This is a genomic window from Rhodococcus sp. no. 34 (assembly GCF_054589475.1).
In genome coordinates this window covers 110,221-129,132 of record NZ_BAAILK010000049.1, presented here as the reverse complement: position 1 = coordinate 129,132, position 18,912 = coordinate 110,221, and the positions used below count along the sequence as shown (strand labels likewise).

General features: G+C 63.3%; 16 protein-coding genes. 13 read left to right on the top strand and 3 right to left on the bottom strand.

Annotated features, from left to right (window positions below):
• The first annotated feature begins 102 nt into the window (after positions 1–102).
• From ACYP01_RS29340 to ACYP01_RS29310, 7 genes are all read left to right on the top strand, one after another.
• Positions 103–2,661 (top strand): bifunctional FO biosynthesis protein CofGH, encoded by a 2,559-nt coding sequence (locus ACYP01_RS29340; RefSeq protein WP_003945208.1) that lies wholly within the window; start codon positions 103–105, stop codon positions 2,659–2,661.
• Positions 2,661–3,419 carry a hypothetical protein gene (locus tag ACYP01_RS29335; protein ID WP_003945247.1) on the top strand — a complete coding sequence of 253 codons (759 nt, stop codon included), beginning with the start codon at positions 2,661–2,663 and terminating at the stop codon, positions 3,417–3,419. The genes ACYP01_RS29340 and ACYP01_RS29335 overlap by 1 nt, the downstream gene beginning before the upstream one ends.
• A gap of 146 nt (positions 3,420–3,565) precedes the next feature.
• Positions 3,566–3,889 (top strand): ferredoxin, encoded by a 324-nt coding sequence (gene fdxA / locus ACYP01_RS29330; protein WP_003945248.1) that lies wholly within the window; start codon positions 3,566–3,568, stop codon positions 3,887–3,889.
• A 5-nt stretch (positions 3,890–3,894) separates the two neighbouring features.
• Positions 3,895–4,998: a succinyldiaminopimelate transaminase gene (gene dapC, locus ACYP01_RS29325; RefSeq protein ID WP_039972669.1), complete on the top strand. Its 1,104-nt coding sequence runs from the start codon at positions 3,895–3,897 to the stop codon at positions 4,996–4,998.
• 64 nt (positions 4,999–5,062) lie between these two features.
• Positions 5,063–5,743, top strand: a complete 681-nt coding sequence (locus ACYP01_RS29320; RefSeq protein ID WP_218747578.1) for a rhomboid family intramembrane serine protease — start codon at positions 5,063–5,065, stop codon at positions 5,741–5,743.
• A 12-nt stretch (positions 5,744–5,755) separates the two neighbouring features.
• On the top strand, positions 5,756–7,168 hold the full coding sequence (locus tag ACYP01_RS29315) for an acyl-CoA synthetase (protein ID WP_037131995.1): 1,413 nt from the start codon (positions 5,756–5,758) through the stop codon (positions 7,166–7,168).
• A 213-nt stretch (positions 7,169–7,381) separates the two neighbouring features.
• A complete protein-coding gene (locus tag ACYP01_RS29310; protein WP_204855544.1) occupies positions 7,382–8,983 on the top strand; it encodes a substrate-binding and VWA domain-containing protein in 1,602 nt (533 codons plus the stop codon).
• Here the strand turns inward: ACYP01_RS29310 and ACYP01_RS29305 are convergent.
• Complete coding sequence (locus ACYP01_RS29305; protein WP_459683543.1) at positions 8,980–10,200, bottom strand: HNH endonuclease; 1,221 nt, start codon at positions 10,198–10,200, stop codon at positions 8,980–8,982. The two genes, ACYP01_RS29310 and ACYP01_RS29305, sit on opposite strands and share 4 nt — an antisense overlap.
• Before the next feature lie 211 nt (positions 10,201–10,411).
• Here ACYP01_RS29305 and ACYP01_RS29300 point away from each other — a divergent pair, with 211 nt between their 5' ends.
• Both ACYP01_RS29300 and ACYP01_RS29295 read left to right on the top strand, forming a co-directional pair.
• A complete protein-coding gene (locus tag ACYP01_RS29300) occupies positions 10,412–11,416 on the top strand; it encodes an ABC transporter ATP-binding protein (RefSeq protein ID WP_459683541.1) in 1,005 nt (334 codons plus the stop codon).
• Positions 11,416–12,174 carry an ABC transporter permease gene (locus tag ACYP01_RS29295; protein ID WP_459683539.1) on the top strand — a complete coding sequence of 253 codons (759 nt, stop codon included), beginning with the start codon at positions 11,416–11,418 and terminating at the stop codon, positions 12,172–12,174. Before ACYP01_RS29300 ends, ACYP01_RS29295 begins: the two co-directional genes overlap by 1 nt.
• A 9-nt stretch (positions 12,175–12,183) precedes the next feature.
• Here the strand turns inward: ACYP01_RS29295 and ACYP01_RS29290 are convergent, their stop codons facing one another.
• Both ACYP01_RS29290 and dapD read right to left on the bottom strand, forming a co-directional pair.
• Positions 12,184–13,566, bottom strand: a complete 1,383-nt coding sequence (locus ACYP01_RS29290; protein WP_459683537.1) for an amino acid permease — start codon at positions 13,564–13,566, stop codon at positions 12,184–12,186.
• On the bottom strand, positions 13,566–14,519 hold the full coding sequence (gene dapD, locus ACYP01_RS29285) for a 2,3,4,5-tetrahydropyridine-2,6-dicarboxylate N-succinyltransferase (protein ID WP_019749368.1): 954 nt from the start codon (positions 14,517–14,519) through the stop codon (positions 13,566–13,568). Before dapD ends, ACYP01_RS29290 begins: the two co-directional genes overlap by 1 nt.
• Before the next feature lie 49 nt (positions 14,520–14,568).
• Between dapD and dapE the strand changes: the two genes are divergently transcribed.
• The 4 genes from dapE (at position 14,569) to ACYP01_RS29265 (ending at position 18,895) form a co-directional block, all read left to right on the top strand.
• Positions 14,569–15,639 (top strand): succinyl-diaminopimelate desuccinylase, encoded by a 1,071-nt coding sequence (gene dapE, locus ACYP01_RS29280; RefSeq protein WP_030536946.1) that lies wholly within the window; start codon positions 14,569–14,571, stop codon positions 15,637–15,639.
• A 16-nt stretch (positions 15,640–15,655) separates the two neighbouring features.
• On the top strand, positions 15,656–16,459 hold the full coding sequence (locus ACYP01_RS29275; RefSeq protein ID WP_003945176.1) for an LOG family protein: 804 nt from the start codon (positions 15,656–15,658) through the stop codon (positions 16,457–16,459).
• Positions 16,453–17,010 (top strand): LOG family protein, encoded by a 558-nt coding sequence (locus ACYP01_RS29270; protein ID WP_003945191.1) that lies wholly within the window; start codon positions 16,453–16,455, stop codon positions 17,008–17,010. Before ACYP01_RS29275 ends, ACYP01_RS29270 begins: the two co-directional genes overlap by 7 nt.
• A 112-nt stretch (positions 17,011–17,122) precedes the next feature.
• Positions 17,123–18,895: a long-chain-acyl-CoA synthetase gene (locus ACYP01_RS29265; protein WP_003945170.1), complete on the top strand. Its 1,773-nt coding sequence runs from the start codon at positions 17,123–17,125 to the stop codon at positions 18,893–18,895.
• Positions 18,896–18,912 lie beyond the last annotated feature (17 nt).

The following is an 18,912-nucleotide window of genomic DNA, read 5'->3' as shown; positions in this document are numbered from 1 at the left end:
GCGGTGAGGCCGCCTACTTCTGGCACCGGGTGGCACTAGTCGTCCCACATGGCGCATGATCGCTAGGTGAACCGAACTGGTGATGACTCCGGCAAACCCACCATGCTTCCGATGCCAGGTATTTCCGCGTCCGCCTCGTCCAGTCCGTCGCCCGGCCCGTCAGCGTCGGCGATGCGGCGAGTTCTCCGTCGTGCACGCGACGGAGCGACCCTGAACGTCGACGAGGCGGCAACGCTGCTGCAGGCACGGGGAACCGATCTGACCGATCTGTGTTCGTCGGCGGCCAAGGTTCGCGATGCCGGTCTGCTGGCAGCGGGTCGGCCGAACACCGTGACGTATTCGCGGAAAGTTTTCATTCCGCTGACCCGTCTGTGCCAGGACAAGTGCCACTACTGCACATTCGTCACGGTGCCCGGGAAGCTGCGTGCCGCTGGGCACGGCATGTTCCTGGAACCGGACGAGGTTTTGGACATTGCCCGGGCAGGCGCCGAATTGGGCTGCAAGGAAGCGTTGTTCACGCTGGGGGATCGCCCCGAGGCTCGCTGGCCGGAAGCCAAGCAATGGCTGGACGAACGCGGCTACGACTCCACCCTCGACTACGTGCGGGCGATGTCGATCCGGGTACTCGAGGAGACAGGCCTGCTCCCACACCTGAATCCCGGTGTGATGAGCTGGCAGGAACTCTCGCGGCTCAAGCCCGTTGCGCCGTCGATGGGCATGATGCTCGAGACGACCGCAACCCGCCTGTTCACCGACAAGGGTGAATGCCACTACGGCAGCCCGGACAAGGACCCGGCGGTTCGGCTGCGCACCCTGACCGACGCAGGCCGACTGAACATCCCGTTCACCACGGGAATTCTTGTGGGCATCGGGGAGAACTTCCTCGAGCGTGCCGAGTCGATCATGGCGATACGCAAGTCGCAGAAGGCGTTCGGCCACATCCAGGAAGTGATCATTCAGAACTTCCTGGCCAAGCCTGATACCGCGATGCGCAATACGCCTGATGCGGGACTCGACGAGTTTCTCGCGGCCATCGCCGTCGCACGCCTGTTGCTCGGGCCGACGATGCGGATTCAGAGTCCGCCGAATCTCGTCTCGAACAGCGAGTGCCTCGCGCTGCTCGGCGCAGGCGTGGACGACTGGGGCGGGGTATCACCGTTGACCCCCGATCACGTCAACCCCGAGCGTCCGTGGCCGAACCTCGAGACCTTGGCCGAGATCAGCGCCGAGGGCGGCTTCACGCTGACCGAACGCACCGCAGCTCAGCCGGCGTATGTCTTGGCGGGGGCTCCGTGGATCGATCCGCGCATCGCAGGCCACGTGCAGGCGCTGGCGGATCCCAAGACCGGCCTCGCCCTGCCCGACACCAAGCCGGTGGGCCGGCCGTGGCAGGAACCGGACGAGTCGTGGGAATCGAGCGGACGTGTCGATCTCAATACCGAGATCGACACGGACGGGCGCAACACCGAGACCCGCAGTGACCTGGGCAGTGCGTTCGGCGACTGGGAGACCGTGCGCGAACAGGTCCTCGAGCTCAGTGCTCCGATTCGCGTCGACACCGATCTGCTGGCTGCGCTCCGCAGTGCCGAACGCGACCCGGCCGGATGTTCCGACGACGAGTACCTGGCCCTTGCCACGGCGGAGGGCCCGGGCCTGGAAGCCGTTGTGGCACTGGCGGATGCGCTGCGCAAGGATGCCGTCGGCGAGGACGTCACCTACGTGGTGAACCGGAACATCAACTTCACCAACATCTGCTACACGGGCTGCCGATTCTGTGCGTTCGCGCAGCGCAAGGGTGACGCCGACGCGTTCACGCTGTCGGCAGAGCAGGTCGCCGACCGTGCGTGGGAAGCGCACGTCGCCGGCGCAACCGAGGTGTGCATGCAGGGCGGTATCGATCCGGAACTTCCCGTCACCGGTTACGCCGACCTGGTCCGGGCCGTCAAGAAGCGCGTGCCGTCGATGCACGTCCACGCGTTCTCTCCGATGGAGATCGTGAACGGTGCATCGCGCAGTGGTGAGAGCATCAGGGATTGGCTGACGGCCCTTCGTGAGGCGGGCCTGGACACCATTCCCGGTACGGCAGCGGAGATCCTCGACGACGAGGTGCGCTGGATCCTCACCAAGGGCAAACTGCCGACGGCGGAATGGATCGAAGTGGTCACCACGGCGCACGAGGTGGGGCTGCGGTCGAGTTCGACGATGATGTACGGGCATGTCGATCAGCCGCACCATTGGGTCGGGCACCTGAACGTTCTTCGCGGAATCCAGGACCGTACAGGCGGATTCACGGAGTTCGTGCTGCTGCCGTTCGTTCACCAGAGCGCGCCCCTGTACCTGGCGGGCGCTTCACGGCCAGGGCCGACCAATCGGGACAACCGCGCTGCGCACGCGTTGGCACGCATCATGCTGCACGGCCGCATACCCAATATCCAGACCAGCTGGGTCAAACTTGGCATCACCGGAACGCAGATGATGCTCAACGGCGGCGCCAACGACCTCGGCGGAACGCTGATGGAAGAGACGATCTCGCGGATGGCCGGCTCGGAACACGGTTCCGAGAAGACCGTCGCAGAACTGCGCGCCATCGCCGAGGGAATCGGACGCCCGGCACGCGAACGAACCACCACACATGCACGACGCGAAGGAGCGATTGCCTGATGGCTGACGTACTGGGGGACCGCAAGGTCGTCGAGGTTCTCGATCGAGCGGTGTGGGGGATCAACCCGGTTCTCGACCTCGCCTACAGCGATCCGCTCGGTATCAAGCGTCGGACGTTCGAGCCGACCGATCCCGAGCGAAACGCTGCTGCGATGGTGTTGGACGCGGCCGCTTGGGTCCTCGACGTCGTCAAGTTCCCCGGGACGGCGGCGTGGTCGGTGATGACCGACGAGCAGCGCTCGAAGTGGTGGACGACCCGGTTGGGTGCACTCAACACCGTTGCCGTGGCGTTCCCCGGCATCTTCGGCGTCCTCCTCAATCGGTTGCCGATCCAGGACCTGCTGGCCTTCGCGAATCAGGCCGTTGTGCTCGTTGCGGTTGCCCGTGAACACGGAGTGACCGAACGGGATCAGCAGGTGGACCTCCTGGCGTCGGTGCTGTGCCGGCGTGAGACGAAGTCTCGAGAGCTTCTCACCGGAGAGGACTTCGCCGAGAAATCAGCCGGCGGCGCCGACGAGACCTGGCGCCCGTTCGCGCTCATCGGAACGTTGTGGCGCACGTCCAAGACTTTTCGTGCCATCACGGACGAGTTGCACAAGCGGCCGTCTCGGACAAAACCGTACGAGATCATCGGCAAGATTCCGGTGGTCGGCGTCGTGGCGGATTACCTCGGTGAGCGGGGCGCACTGGTACGCGCGGCCGCTCTGGGGGAGAAGTGGATCGCGATTCGGTCGAGGAACATCACCGCAGTAGGCTGAAATGTGTTACCCCCGCCTGCTCAGAGTCGGTCGGCAGGGGGATAATAGGCTGTTCCCGCGGTACGTGAGAGTCGTATCGGATTTTCGGCCCCTTGCAACTGCGTGTTGCGGCGGCGATGCACGACAGGAAGGCAGGGAGATCGGCAGTGACCTACACGATTGCTGAACCGTGTGTAGATGTGATGGACAAGGCGTGCATCGAAGAATGCCCTGTCGACTGCATCTACGAGGGTGGACGCATGCTTTACATCCACCCCGACGAGTGTGTCGACTGCGGCGCGTGTGAGCCTGTCTGTCCCGTCGAAGCCATCTTCTACGAAGACGACGTCCCGGACCAGTGGAACGCGTACATCAGCACCAACGTCGATTTCTTCGACGATCTCGGCTCACCGGGTGGAGCGGCAAAGCTCGGCAAGGTCGACTACGACACGCCGTTCATCAAGGCGCTGCCTCCCATGGGTGAGGAATAGAGATCTTGTCTCGTACTCCGGTGGCCGCTGGGCTTCCTGATTTTCCGTGGGATTCGCTCGCCGATGTCACGGCGAAGGCGCACTCTCATCCCGACGGCATCGTGAACCTGTCCGTGGGGACGCCGGTGGATCCGGTGGACCCGGTGATTCAGGAGGCTCTGGCCTCTGTTGCCGAGGTGCCCGGATACCCGACGACTCATGGCACGCTCGCGCTTCGCGAGGCCGTGGCGGAGTCACTGGATCGCCGCTACAACATTCCCGACGTCGATCCGGCAGCGGTGCTGCCGGCCATCGGTACCAAGGAAATGATCGCGTGGCTGCCGAAATTGCTCGGTCTCGGAGCCGGCGATCTGGTGGTCATTCCGGAGTTGGCGTACCCGACGTACGAGGTCGCAGCGAAACTGGCAGGTGCTCGTGTCCTGCGCGCCGACGGCTTGAACAAGCTCGGTCCCGAGTCGGCGGCGATGATCTTCGTGAACTCGCCCTCGAATCCCACCGGCAAGGTGCTCGGCCTCGAGCACTTGCAGAAGGTCGTGGCCTGGGCGCGCGAGCGCGGCGCCATCGTCGTCTCCGACGAGTGCTACCTCGGATTGACGTGGGAAGCCGATGCGCTCTCCATTCTCGATCCTCGTGTCAACGACGGTGATCTGACCGGTTTGCTTGCGGTCCACTCACTTTCGAAGACGTCCAATCTCGCGAGCTATCGCGCCGGGTTCGTCACCGGTGATCCGGCTCTGGTGTCGGAACTGCTCGAGGTGCGCAAGCATGCGGGCATGATCCTGCCGCTACCGATCCAGGCGGCGATGACCGCAGCCTTGGGCGACGACCAACACGAGAACATCCAGCGCGAGCGGTACCGCGAGCGTCGTAGTGTGTTGATCGAAGCTGTTCGAGGCGCCGGATTCACCGTCGACAATTCCGAGGCAGGTCTGTACCTCTGGGCGACGCGCGGCGAGGAATGTCGAGCGACGGTCAGTTGGTTCGCCGATCGTGGGATCCTCGTTGCCCCCGGTGAGTTCTACGGACCGAGCGGGAGCAAGCACGTGCGGATCGCGCTCACTGCAACAGACGAACGAATCGCCGCGGCAGCAAAGCGCCTCTCCGCCTGAATCGTGTGCTTTCCCAGGTGTCAGGTTCCCTGATGTCGGTATCGGTCCGATGTAAGGTCGCGCTGTGACCACCTCAGGGACCGGCGGCTTGGACGCGGTACTGATTGTCGCCGTCGTTGTTGCCTCGATCGCGCTGATGCTCGCGTGGCTGAAGGATCGTCGAATATTCGGAGACCTACCTCTTTCGGCCGTTGTGCTTTGGCTCGTGGTGGCAGTGCCGTCAATTTTGCAGGCGCTGATGCCGGGACTGTTGGACATGTTTCGCCGTGATCCCACGTTGATCCGCGACGGTCAGTGGTGGCGGATTCTGACGTCGGTGTTCGTCCAGGACGGCGGCCTTGCCGGGACGGTTGCCAACCTTCTCACGTTGGCAGTGGTGGCGCCGCCTGCTTTTCGGCTCTGGGGCGCCGCACGCGGTTGGGCACTCTTCCTGCTCGGTCAACTGTTGTTCGGTTTGCTCACCACCGCAGTCTTCCCGTCGACCGGCGCAGGCAACTCCGGTGCCACGCTTGCTCTGGCAGCGGCGGCCGCGGGCATCGGCGTTCTGGTGCGCCCGCGAATGCCTGAGATTGTTCTGACGGTCGTGATTGTCGTCGGCGGCGCAACATTGGTGACGGTCGACGACGCACACGGATTCGCGGTGCTTTCCGGGGCGCTCTTGGGGGCTGCGCTGGTGACGCTGTTCCCTCCGCACTCGATGGACGCGCGTCGGGCAGGAGAAAGTTTGCGACCATCCGCGCTGTGAGATGCTGTCGTGGTGCTGCTGAGATCCTTGAACCCCCTTGCTGTTGCCCGCGGTGAAGACCTCGACGACGCCGTGACGATCGGTGACACGGTTCTCTCGCGGAGTGCCATTCTCGGTGCCGCGACCTCGGTCGCGGAGCGAGTGGCGCAGGCCGATCGGGTTGCCGTATTGGCAACTCCCACAGCAAAAACGATTCTCGCCGTCGTCGGGGCGTTGATTGCCGGCGTCACCGTTGTGCCGGTCCCGCCGGACTCGGGGAAGGCTGAGCGAGAGCACATTCTGCGTGACTCCGGTGCCCAGGCGTGGCTCGGCGAAACGGACGACCACTGCGAAGGTTTGCCCGTGGTTCCCGTCCGATTGCACGCTCGCTCGTGGCACAGCTATCCCGAACCGGCACCGCAGTCCACAGCATTCGTCCTGTACACGTCCGGAACCACTGGCCCACCGAAGGGCGTTCTGCTCAGTCGCTCGGCTATCGCAGCCGGGCTCGACGCGCTCGCCGAGGCCTGGGACTGGACGTGGCGAGACACCCTCGTACACGGGCTGCCGCTCTTCCACGTGCACGGACTGATTCTCGGAATCCTCGGCCCCCTCCGGATCGGCAGCCGGGTGATCCACACCGTCAAGCCGACGCCGGAAAACTACGCACGGGCCAAAGGCTCCCTCTACTTCGGTGTCCCCACCGTCTGGTCGCGTATCGCCGAAGACGAAGAAGCTGCCCGCGCGTTGTCCGGTGCCCGACTTCTGGTCTCCGGTAGTGCGCCGCTTCCCGTGCCTGTCTTCGAAAAGCTGCGGGAGCGAACAGGATTGACGCCCATCGAGCGTTACGGCATGAGTGAGACGATGCTGACCCTGAGCACGCGTTTCGACGGCGAGCGACGCCCGGGGTGGGTCGGCGTGCCGCTGCGCGGAGTCGAGACTCGTCTTCGTGACGAGAAGGGCAACGATGTGCCGCACGACGGCGAGAGTATCGGCGGTCTACAGGTACGTGGGCCGATGCTTTTCGACGGCTACTTGAACCGTCCGGACGCAACCGCCGAGTCCTGGACGGAGGACGGCTACTTCAAGACCGGTGACGTCGCCGTCATCGACGAGGGTGGGTTCCACCGAATCGTCGGCCGCGAATCCATCGACTTGATCAAATCCGGTGGATTCAGAGTCGGCGCCGGCGAGATCGAGACCGCCATCCTCGGGCACCCTTCGGTGTCCGAAGTTGCGGTGATCGGTGTCCCCGACGCCGATCTGGGGCAACGGATCATCGCCGTCGTAGTCCGTAAGCCCGGGACTCCCGAGGTCACCGAAGCCGAATTGGTCGAGTTGGTCGGGGCGGAGTTGTCGGCGCACAAGCGTCCCCGTGAGGTTCGATTTGCCGAGACTCTGCCACGTAACGCGATGGGCAAGGTTCAGAAGCGTGAGCTGCTCTAGGCAGGTCAGTTTGCTGAAAAGTCGCTGCGACGCTTGAAGGTTCGTGAATTCGGCCGGCCTGTCCCGAAATGTGGACTCGCCGGTTCTCCGACGATTCAGCGCTAGTTGGAATTTCTGTGTTCTTGGCTACACTACCGCCCGGTAGGGACAGTTCCAGTCGCGCGCATACCGTCGGTATGCCTGAGTGCGAGTGGCCTCGGAAGGGCAGATTTCATGGCGGGCGGACGGCATTCGAGTCCTGACAGCGGGCGGTCGATCGGGTTCTACGCAGTGGGTGGGTTGGTTGCCGTCGCGGTAGTCGCCACCGGGGTGGTGGTCTTCAAGGCAACACAGTCCGATTCCTGCGAGAGCGTCGACGAGTACTCGCTGGCAGCGGATCCTGCGATCGCGCCGGCAGTCACGGAGATCCTCGCAGAATCGTCGCCGGAGCAGACAGGCTGTTCACGGATCACGGTCACCTCTGCGCTGCCCGGGGACGTTGCGGGAACCCTGGGTAAGGGCGTGGACGCGCCGGACATGTGGATACCGGATTCGACAGCGTGGGTGGGCAAAGCTGCATTGACGGCCAAAGGGCCGGTCGCTGCCGCCGGCGGTTCGATCGCCACCTCGCCTGTCGTACTTGCCTCCGGCGGTGGCGAACAGTTTGCCAGTTGGCTCACGGCGCTACAGGTTCCCGATCTGGCGTTGGGCAATCCGTTGTTCACAGGGGTTGCGTCGGCGCCCATTCTCGGAGCTCTCGCGGAGACCGGGGCCACCTCCGAATCCGTTCGAGCGGCACTCGTACCGCATGCGCAAGCGGAGAGTGTTCGTACCGAAGAGCAGCCGGTGGGACAGAAGATGCTCACCGAATTGGTCAGCTCCGGAAAGGTCGGTGTTTCGACCGAGCAACAGGTCGTCGAGTTCACGAAGGCCGAGTCGAAGATTTCCGCGACAGTACCGGCGACGGGAACCATGATCATGGATTACCCCCTGGTGGTCAGTGCTTCGGCACCGGACCGGCACTACGCCGCAGCCAAGAAGAGTGACGCCATCGCCGAGCTGTTGCACAGTGAATCTGCTCAGGAAGTGCTGACGCGCAGCGGGTTCCGTACTTCCGGCGGTGGAGCCGTCGAAGGTGGAGTCGGTGACGTCACGGCACTGACCGTGTCCGAACAGTCGGTGGCCGATCAGACACTGGGCGCTTGGGCTCTGATGGCCAAGCCGATCCGGACACTCGTTGCGATCGACGTGTCTGCGTCGATGGACTACCCGGCGGCAGGCGGCAAGACGCGCATGCAGTTGACCACTGCTGCTGCTCTGGCCGGCAATCAGGTCTTCCCAGACAGCGTCGCTGCCGGTCTCTGGGCGTTTTCCCAAGGTATGAACGGAACCCAGGACTTCCAGGAATTGGTGCCGATCAGGCGCTACGACACGATCGTCGACGGTGTGACTCAACGAAAGTTGATGGCAGATCAGGCGAACCGACTCACCGAACTCAAACGTGGCGCCACAGGTTTGTACGACACGACGCTGGCCGCATTCCGTAAGGTTCAGGAATCGTACGATCCGCGAGCAGTCAACAGCGTCATCATCTTGACCGACGGCGCAAACGAAGATCCTGACAGCATCAGCCGTGAACAGTTGCTCGATGTTCTTGCACGCGAGCAGGATCCGGCGCGTCCGGTCATCATCGTCACCATCGGCATCACCGATGACGCAGATGCGGCGGCGCTCGCCGATATCTCCCGCGTGACGGGCGGTTCGACGTACATCGCTCGTGACCCCTCGGAGATTTCCGAGGTGTTCGTGAACGCATTGGCTCACCGAGGAACTTAGGCCGCATCCGGACTGGTCCAGGGTGCCGGAAGTGGCGGAGCCTCAGACGAATACCGGTGCCCGGTAGGTGTCGTTGTGGTGAAGGTGTGCCGGTTACCTGGTACAGGTTCGGAAGTCCAGTCCGAGCCCTGTTTCGCGTAATTGCATGCCGCACACAACCCGGCACCGTTGGCTGCGCTGGTGAGGCCACCCCTCGAGTGATCGCGAATGTGGTCGCGGTGGCGAACCGGCGCGTCGCACCACGGAGTACGGCAGCTTCGATCACGGAGTTCGATCAATCGCGCCAACCCCTTCGGGAAGGTTCTCGCCGTGGATTCCATTGCGGTCAGCGCGCCCGTATCGGGGCGTGCGTAGAGCTTTCGGACCGTTGCCACCGTTTCGGAGTCATCGCTGGCCTTGGTGATCCATTCGCGTGCAATAGCGGCTGGTACAGGTCCGTACCCGTGGACGTACGCCGGGTCGGAATTTTCGCCCAACAATGACTGGTCGGAGACAACCAGATTCACGGTGACGGGTGTCGGTGTGGCGCGGCCGATTCCGGTAACCCGCTCGACCAGGAGATCAGCCATGATTTGCGCTCGGGTGCGCTTGTCCCCGCCGGCAAGTACGGAATCTGCGTCGCGCCTGAGCGTGGCGTGCACGGCGATACCTTCGGCCGCGGGAAGAAACACATTGAGCCAGCACATCGTGTCGGGCGCAGGCCGTGACGTCACTCGTCTGTCTCCCACGGCTTTGCGTGCTCGTCTGGCAACACTGTCGGAGTCTATTTCGGCAGCGCGTGCGCGGAGTCTTTCTGTCAGTTGATGGTTGCCGCATCCGTCCAAGATTGCAGCGTCGCAGCAGAACTCGCGATCCAACGTAGCGCGATCCTGGGCGGTGAGACATGAAGTCTCGCGCATGAGGATCGTCGCCTGATGCTCACTGATGGAGCCGTCGACGAGTAGTCGAAGTGTGTGCGGCATCTCGTCGTTCAGTGCGCGGGCCAGGTTCAGATGCTGAGTTCCGAACCAAGCCGACTCTCGCCGTGCGAGGGCAATCTGCGCGTTGATTCCACGGCCTTGGTATGCGCGCGGCACTCCCCGTTCGCTGCGGTCGTTGCGGGTGAACGCGTCGAGATCGGCAGCCAGCAATGCCTGGGCACCAGCGCAACTGGCCTTCAACTCTTCCAAAGCGCGCAGAAGATCCACGCGTGCTGCGTTGTCGATGGATCGATCCATGCTGACGAGTGATGCTCGGAATTGTCCGATGGTCTCTTCGGATATCGCCTGTTTGGATATGGCCTGTTCAGATACTTGCGTCGTCACTTTTACCCCCCGGTAGTGTCGAACATACATTCGATACTAGCCTCGACAGCGAACGGACGCAACGCCTTTCTCCGTTGGCGTCTGAAAGTTCCGACAGTTCGGTTTTCGTGGTTGACTGGTCCTCATGATCGAGCTGAGGGGATTGACCAAGGTTTACGGACCGACGAAAGCGGTGGACGATTTGTCGTTCACGGTCAAGCCGGGCATCGTGACGGGCTTTCTGGGCCCGAACGGTGCAGGTAAGTCGACGACGATGCGGATGATCCTGGGTTTGGATCAGCCGACGTCGGGTGCGGCGTTGATCGAGGGCAAGCCGTACCGGGAGCTCAAGACGCCGTTGCGGACGGTGGGTGCGTTGTTGGATGCGAAGTGGGTGCACCCCAATCGCAGTGCGCGGGCGCATCTGCAGTGGATGGCTGCTTCGAACGGGATCTCGAAGTCCCGCGTCGACGAGGTGCTCGGGTTGGTCGGATTGTCCGAGGTGGCGGGCAAGAAGGCCGGCGGGTTCTCGCTCGGTATGTCGCAGCGTCTCGGGTTGGCGGGTGCGTTGTTGGGGGATCCGAAGGTGTTGTTGTTCGACGAGCCGGTCAACGGTCTCGATCCGGAGGGCATTGTCTGGATTCGTAAGTTCATGCAGCGGTTGGCGGCGGAGGGCCGCACGGTGTTGGTGTCGAGTCACCTTCTGTCGGAGATGGCGTTGACGGCGGAGCAGTTGGTGGTGATCGGTCGGGGTCGGTTGATTTCGGATTCGACGGTGGCGGAGTTCGTGGATCGTTCGTCGGAGTCGACGGTGCGCGTGCGCAGCCCACAGCTCGATGCGTTGCGCAGTGTGTTGCTCTCGCAGGGGTTGACGGTGCGTGAAGACGGTTCCGGTGTTGCCCCGGCATTGGTGGTGGTGGATTCGACCACCGATGTGATCGGTGGGTTGGCTGGTTCGCAGGGAATCGTGTTGTACGAGTTGGCTTCTCAGCAGGGGTCGCTCGAGGATGCGTTCATGAAGTTGACCGGAGACGATGTCCAGTACCACGCATCCGGTATCGATCCGGGTGTCGGTGCACACCACGCAAATACACAGCAGGCAAACACGCAGCAGGCAAACACGCAGCAGGCTATGGGAGGTGCACTGTAATGGCTGTTCTCAGTGCTGAACGTATCAAGATCACCACGACCAAGTCGCCGCTGTGGTGCACGATCATCATCATCGTGCTCGGGTTGGGACTCGCTACCGTTTTCGGACTGAGCGCCAAGTCGTCGCTCAGCAACCCCAACGGTGCAATGATGCCGACAGTTTCGGGGGCACTCAGTGGAGTGACCGGCTTCGGTGTGTTGGTTCTGATGATCATGGCGGCTCTCGCGATCACCAGCGAATATCGTTTCGGGACCATCCGCACCACCTTCCAGGCGGTTCCGAACCGCGCCTCGGTGCTCATCGCCAAAGCGGGCCTCATCGGTGGGTTCGGAGCGGTGCTGAGTCTCGTGTTGTCGTTCGGCGCCTTCGGCCTCACGAAGGCCACATCAGGTGACGCCGGAAGATTCCTGACTCTGTCCGGCGACGAGAACTGGCGGGTCGTCTACGGAACACCGATCTACGCGTTCTTCTGCGTAGTTCTAGCAGTCGGAGTGGGCGCGTTGCTCCGGCAGTCTGCAGGTGCGATCGCGCTTCTGCTGTTGTGGCCCTTGCTGATCGAGAATCTTTTCAACCTGTTCGGAAGTATCGGCGAGAAGATCATGCCGTTCCTGCCGTTCATGAACGCCAACAATTTTCTCGGTTCCGGCGGTAGCGTCGATTTCCACTGGGGACCCTGGGGCAGCCTGATCTACTTCGCCCTCTTCGTGCTCGTCGTATTCGGTCTCAGCATCGTCGTCGTGAACAGGCGGGATGCATAGGCACACGGATCAGACGGGCTGATTCTGCTTACGCCAACGGGCGTTCAGGAAACCCAATGCCGCGATCACGAGGAACAACACGGTGGTCGAGATCAACTGTGCACGGGCATCGGCGTCGAAGAGCATGAGGACGACGAAGACGCCGAGCATCGCGAGTGTCGCGTAGCTCAGATACGGGAACAGCCACATACGAACTGTCAGCTTGCCCGACGCTTCGAGTTGTTTACGCAGTCGCAGATGCGAGACGACGATGAAGATCCAGATGACCAGCAGCGCAGCGCCGACTGCGTTGAGCAGGATGCCGAGCAGGACGTCGGGGAGCAGCCAGTTGAGCAGGACGCTGACGAAGCCGAAGAACACCGACAGCAGAACGGCATTGGTCGGAACTCCGGTGCTCGACAGTTTCGCCATGAAAGCGGGTCCGTCGCCGCGGCGCGAAAGTGAGAACGCCATCCGTGAGGTGCCGTAGATGTTGGCGTTGAACGCGGAAAGCAACGCCACCACGACGACGAGTTCCATGAACCCGGCAACGCCTGGAATGTTCGCCTTGTTCAGGACGGCCACAAACGGGCCGCTCTCGAGTTCGGGGTCGTTCCAGGGCAGCACCAGAACCATGATCGAGATGGCGCCGATGTAGAAGACGCTGATGCGCCACACGACGCTCCGGACAGCGACGGCGATGGAGCGTTCCGGATTCTCGGATTCGGCTGCGGCGATGGTAACGATCTCGATCCCACCGAAGGCGAATGCCACGACGAGAAGTCCTGCGGCAATGCCAGACAGCCCGTTGGGCATGAAGCCGCCCTGGCCGAACAGATTGCTCGTACCGACCGGGTCGGTATCGGGGAGGATGCCGAACACCAGCAGGACACCGATGATCAGGAAGCCGATGATGACGGTGACTTTGATTGCGGCGAACCAGAACTCGAACTCACCGAAGTTGCTGACTTTCGCCAGGTTCACCACGGCGAAGAACACCACGAAAACCAGGGCGACAACCCATTGCGGGATCGACGGCACCCAGTCGTTCACGATCGCCGAAGCCCCGGTGATCTCGGCGCCCAGCACCATGATCAGCATGAACCAGTAGAGCCAGCCCATCACGAAGCCGGCCCACTCGCCGATCCCCAGGCGCGCGTAGTGAGAGAAGGAACCGCTGGCCGGGATCGCGGCGCCCATCTCGCCGAGCATGCGCATCACGAACACCACGACGGCGCCCGCAAGGATGTAGGAGATCAGGACGGCCGGCCCGGCCTTGGCGATACCGACGCCGGTTCCGAGGAACAGGCCGGCGCCGATGGCCGAGCCCAGGCCCATCATCGTCAGATGGCGGACCTTGAGACCGTGGCCGAGAGCAGTGGTTGTTCCGTCGGAGACGTCGGTGTCAGTCATCAGTCGTTGGCGTGCAAAGCAGCGTTCAGTTCGACGCCGGTGCCCTTCCACGGCACGACCTCGACGGCACCCGAGACCGAGTTACGACGGAAGAGAAGGTTCGACTTGCCGCTCAGTTCCTTGGCCTTGACGACGGTTCCGTCCGGGCCGGTGACCTTGGTGCCGGCGGTGACGTAGAGGCCCGCTTCGAGGACGCAGTCGTCGCCGAGCGAAATGCCGAGGCCGGCGTTTGCACCGAGGAGGCAGCGCTTGCCGAGGGAGATCGTTTCCTTGCCTCCACCGGAGAGGGTGCCCATGATCGAGGCGCCGCCGCCCACATCGGATCCGTCGTCGACGACGACGCCCGCGGAGATGCGGCCTTCGACCATCGAGTTGCCGAGGGTGCCGGCGTTGAAGTTGACGAAGCCCTCGTGCATGACGGTCGTTCCGCTGGCGAGGTGTGCACCGAGTCGGACACGGTCCGCGTCACCGATGCGAACTCCGGACGGCACGACGTAGTCGACCATGCGGGGGAACTTGTCGACGCTGAACACGGTCACGACGCCGCGGATGCGCAGACGCGAGCGAACCTGCTCGAAACCTTCGACGGCGCACGGGCCGAAGTTGGTCCACACGACGTTGCTGAGCAGGCCGAACTGGCCGTCGAGGTTGACACCGTGGGGTGCAACGAGACGGTGCGAGAGGAGATGGAGGCGCAGGTAGACGTCATGTGCGTCGACCGGCGCCTTGGAGAGATCGGCGATGGTGGTGCGCACGACGACCTGCGATACCTCGCGAGCGTCGTCAGTGCCTGCCAGCAGTGCAAGATCGGAAGGAATATCTGTTCCCTCGACGTTCTCGGTACCGGTCTTGTCGAATGTTCCCAGCTCCGGTGCCGGGAACCAGGTGTCGAGGACGGTTCCGTCCGCGGTCACGTTGGCGATACCTACTGCTGTTGCTCCCTGTGCGCTCACGGGACTAGAGATTACTGGGTGGTGGGTGCACCGGCCTAGGCTGGTGCGCGTGAGCATCCTCGATCTTGCTTCGGACCCCATCGACTTGACGGCCGCCCTGGTCGACATCCCCAGCGTCTCGCACGACGAATCCGTCATTGCGCAGGCTGTCGAGGATGCGCTGCGTGAGCAGACTTCGGGCTTCGAGATCATCCGCAACGGCAATGCCGTGTTGGCGCGTACGTCGCGTGGTTTGCCCAGTCGGGTCATGCTCGCCGGACATCTGGATACGGTGCCGATCGCGGACAACGTTCCTTCGCGGCGTGACGGCGACATCCTGCACGGCTGCGGGACCGTGGACATGAAGTCGGGCGACGCGGTCTTCCTACACCTTGCGGCCACCATCGAGAACCTGGCCCACGATCTGACCCTCGTCTTCTACGACTGCGAAGAGATCGCCGCAACGTACAACGGCCTGGGACGGATCGAACGCGAGATCCCGCAATGGCTCGCGGCGGACGTCGCAATTCTCGGTGAGCCGACGGCCGGTTTCATCGAGGCCGGGTGTCAGGGCACGATGCGGGTGCGGTTGACGGCTTCGGGAACTCGCGCCCATTCGGCCAGGTCCTGGCTGGGGGACAATGCCATTCACAAGTTCGGCGGAGCGTTGGAGCGGTTGTCGAGTTACCAGCCGCGCTCGGTCGACATCGACGGTTGCGGCTACCGCGAGGGCTTGTCGGCGGTGCGGATCTCCGGTGGCGTCGCCGGAAACGTCGTCCCGGACGAAGCCGAGATGGACGTCAATTTCCGATTCGCGCCCGATCGCAGCGAGGTACAAGCCGAGGCGCACGTGCGCGAAGTGTTCGACGGTCTGGGCCTCGGATTCGAGGTCACCGACTCCTCGCCCGGCGCGCTGCCCGGCTTGGCGAACCCGTCCGCTGCCGCCCTGATCGAGGCGGCCGGTGGTCAGTTCCGTGCGAAGTACGGGTGGACCGACGTGTCCAGGTTCTCGGCGCTCGGCATTCCTGCCGTGAACTACGGACCGGGTGATCCGAACCTCGCGCACAAGCGCGACGAGCACGTTCCGGTGCAGCAGATCACCGACGTCGCGGCCGTGCTGAGGAAGTATCTGTCGGCCTGACCGTTAGCCTTGCCGCATGGCACCAGAGAAGAATTCGGCTTCGAAGAAGCAGAGCTCGTCGATCAAGCACCGCGGGCCGGTTCAGCTTCGACGCAAGCGCAAGGACGAGAAGACCACGACGGATCAGCGCTTGCTCGACAAGCGCGGACCCACGGATTGGGTACACACCGATCCGTGGCGTGTGCTGCGTATCCAGAGCGAATTCATCGAAGGTTTCGGCGCACTCGCCGAGGTCCCGCGTGCGGTGACGGTGTTCGGTTCGGCCCGCACCACGGTCGATCATCCCGAGTACCAATCCGGGCGCGAGCTGGGAACGGCGTTGGCCGAGGCCGGGTACGCCGTCATCACCGGTGGTGGGCCAGGAGTGATGGAAGCTGCCAACCGCGGTTGTAGTGAGGCCGGCGGGTACTCGATCGGCCTCGGCATCGAGTTGCCGTTCGAGCAGGGACTCAACGAGTGGGTGGATCTCGGAATCAACTTCCGGTACTTCTTCGCACGCAAGACGATGTTCGTGAAGTACTCCCAGGCATTCATCTGCCTGCCGGGTGGCTTCGGAACACTCGACGAGCTGTTCGAGGCACTCACCCTGGTGCAGACCCACAAGGTCACGCGCTTCCCGATCGTCCTGTTCGGTACCGAGTACTGGTCCGGACTCGTCGATTGGATCCGCGGCACCCTCGAGCGTGACGGCAAGATTTCCGAAGGTGACGTGAACTTGCTGCACGTCACCGACAGTGTGGAAGAAGCAGTACGAATCGTCCTCAACGCCGACAAGGGCGTCGACGAGGCCGCAGATCTGGGGAAAGAAGAAGAATGGTGACCGATTCCGACAAGAAGTACTCGATCTGCGTCTACTGCGCGTCGGGTCCGGTGGACGAATCGTTCCTGGCATTGGCTGCCGAGGTGGGAACCGCGATCGGTCGACGCGGATGGCAGTTGGTCTCGGGTGGCGGCAACGTGTCGATGATGGGCGCTGTCGCCGAGTCCGCTCGCGCGGCGGGTGCCTGGACCGTCGGCGTCATCCCGAAAGCCTTGGTGCACAAGGAAGTTGCCGACGTCGACGCCGACGAACTGATCGTCACGGACACCATGCGCGAACGCAAGAAGCTGATGGAAGACCACGCCGACGCGTTCATCACGCTGCCCGGCGGAATCGGGACGCTGGAAGAGTTGTTCGAGACGTGGACCGCCGGCTACCTGGGAATGCACGAGAAACCTGTCGTGATGCTCGATCCCGTCGGCCACTTCACCGGCCTGCTCGAGTGGTTGAACAAGCTCGACGGTACCGGCTTCGTCGGGCGTCAGGCGCTGGACACTCTGCTGGTGAGGACGGACGTCGAGGCCGCGCTCGACGCGTGCGTCAAATCCTGATCAGACGCGTGCGTGAAACCCTGACCTGGGGCATGGCGGGCTTTATTACCGTGCAGTAAGGTGGCCGCAGACTGGGCGGCCGAATGGGCGCCGGATACGTGTTAGGGGAGCCATGAGTTCGGAAGCCCGTTCGACCGTCGGCCTGCTCGATCTGGCGGCAAAACTGCCGTCGATGATCACCGAGGTGCCGATCCTGGCGCGGGGGGCCGCCGGGCTCACCCGTAAGCCTTCGGCCAAGGAATCGATCGGGTTGATCTTCCAGAAGGCCGCGCACGCGCACCCGTCGCGCCCGTTCATCCGGTTCGAGGGCCACGCGACCAGTTACGCGGAAGCCAACGAACTGGTGAACCGCTACGCGGACGTTCTCCGTGGTCGAGGAGTCGACCGCGGAGACGTCGTCGGAGTGCTGGCAAAGAACACTCCCGAAGCGCTGCTGATCGCCTTGGCCGCGGTAAAACTCGGCGCGGCAGCGGGCATGCTGAACTACAACCAGCGCGACGACGTTCTGGCACACAGCCTTACGCTCCTCGATGCGCGCGTCCTGGTGGTCGCCGACGAGTGCGAAGAAGCCCTCGAATCGTTGCCCGCCGGATTTAGCGGACCGAACCAACTTCTCGTCAGCGAACTCGCGGATCTGGCGAAGACGGCTGATCCGTCCAACCCCGCGGTCACCGCCGAGGTGCTGGCAAAGGAGAAGGCGTTCTACATCTTCACCTCGGGCACCACCGGAATGCCCAAGGCCAGCTTGATGACTCACTTCCGTTGGTTGAAGTCGATGTCGGGGCTCGGGTTGATGGGCGTGCGCTTGCGCGGCTCGGACACCCTGTACTGCTGCCTGCCGCTCTACCACAACAACGCGTTGACGGTCTCGCTGTCCTCGGTGCTCGCGTCCGGTGCGACAATCGCGATCGGACGTCAGTTCTCGGCCTCGCGGTTCTGGGACGACATCGCACTCAACAAGGCGACCGCGTTCACCTACATCGGCGAACTGTGCCGCTATCTGCTCAACCAGCCGGTCAAGCCGACCGACAGCGACAATGCTGTTCGGCTGATGGTGGGTAACGGTCTGCGCCCTGAGATCTGGGCCGAATTCACCCAGCGGTTCGGCATACCCCGCGTCGCCGAGTTCTACGGTGCGAGCGAATGCAACATCGCGTTCGTCAACGCACTCAACGTCGACAAGACAGCAGGCATCTGCCCGTTGCCGCACGCCGTCGTGGAGTTCGACGAGGACACCGGAAAAGCGTTGCGTGGAGCCGACGGTCGACTCCGCAAGGTTTCCACGGGCCAGGTCGGACTCCTGCTGTCGAAGGTCACCGACCGGGCGCCTTTCGACGGTTACACCGACGAAGCGGCGAGCAACAGCAAACTGGTACGCGGCGGATTCAAGGACGACGACACCTGGTTCGACACCGGAGACCTGGTGCGCAAGCAGGGATGGGGCCACGTCGCCTTCGTCGACCGTCTCGGCGACACCTTCCGTTGGAAGGGAGAGAACGTCGCCACCACGGAGGTCGAGGGCGCGCTGAGTTCGCACCCGGCCGTCGAGGAAGCAGTTGTCTACGGCGTCGAGATTCCGGGCACCGACGGTCGCGCGGGCATGGCGGCGGTCAAGCTGCGGGACGGTCAAAGCTTGGAGGGAAGTGAAGTCGCGGCACACCTCTACGGCAAGCTCCCCAACTACGCGGTCCCGCTGTTCATCCGCATCGTCGACTCACTCGAACACACCAGCACTTTCAAGTCGCGCAAGGTGGAATTGCGCAACGAGGGCTACGACGTCGGCGCCGACACTCTGCACGTTCTCGAAGGCCGTGAGGGTGGTTACGTGGACTCGTACGACGAATACGTCGGAAAGGTCGCGGCGGGCTCGGTACCCAAGGGCTAGACCGAGTTCCGTCATGC

Bases quoted from the DNA above. Each gene is read 5' to 3' on its own strand.
- ACYP01_RS29340 (WP_003945208.1), top strand. From the start codon at position 103: ATGCTTCCGATGCCAGGTATTTCCGCGTCCGCCTCGTCCAGTCCGTCG.
- ACYP01_RS29335 (WP_003945247.1), top strand. From the start codon at position 2,661: ATGGCTGACGTACTGGGGGACCGCAAGGTCGTCGAGGTTCTCGATCGA.
- ACYP01_RS29310 (WP_204855544.1), top strand. From the start codon at position 7,382: ATGGCGGGCGGACGGCATTCGAGTCCTGACAGCGGGCGGTCGATCGGG.
- ACYP01_RS29305 (WP_459683543.1), bottom strand. From the start codon at position 10,200: ATGGATCGATCCATCGACAACGCAGCACGCGTGGATCTTCTGCGCGCT.
- ACYP01_RS29300 (WP_459683541.1), top strand. From the start codon at position 10,412: ATGATCGAGCTGAGGGGATTGACCAAGGTTTACGGACCGACGAAAGCG.
- ACYP01_RS29295 (WP_459683539.1), top strand. From the start codon at position 11,416: ATGGCTGTTCTCAGTGCTGAACGTATCAAGATCACCACGACCAAGTCG.
- ACYP01_RS29290 (WP_459683537.1), bottom strand. From the start codon at position 13,566: ATGACTGACACCGACGTCTCCGACGGAACAACCACTGCTCTCGGCCAC.
- ACYP01_RS29275 (WP_003945176.1), top strand. From the start codon at position 15,656: ATGGCACCAGAGAAGAATTCGGCTTCGAAGAAGCAGAGCTCGTCGATC.
- ACYP01_RS29270 (WP_003945191.1), top strand. From the start codon at position 16,453: ATGGTGACCGATTCCGACAAGAAGTACTCGATCTGCGTCTACTGCGCG.
- ACYP01_RS29265 (WP_003945170.1), top strand. From the start codon at position 17,123: ATGAGTTCGGAAGCCCGTTCGACCGTCGGCCTGCTCGATCTGGCGGCA.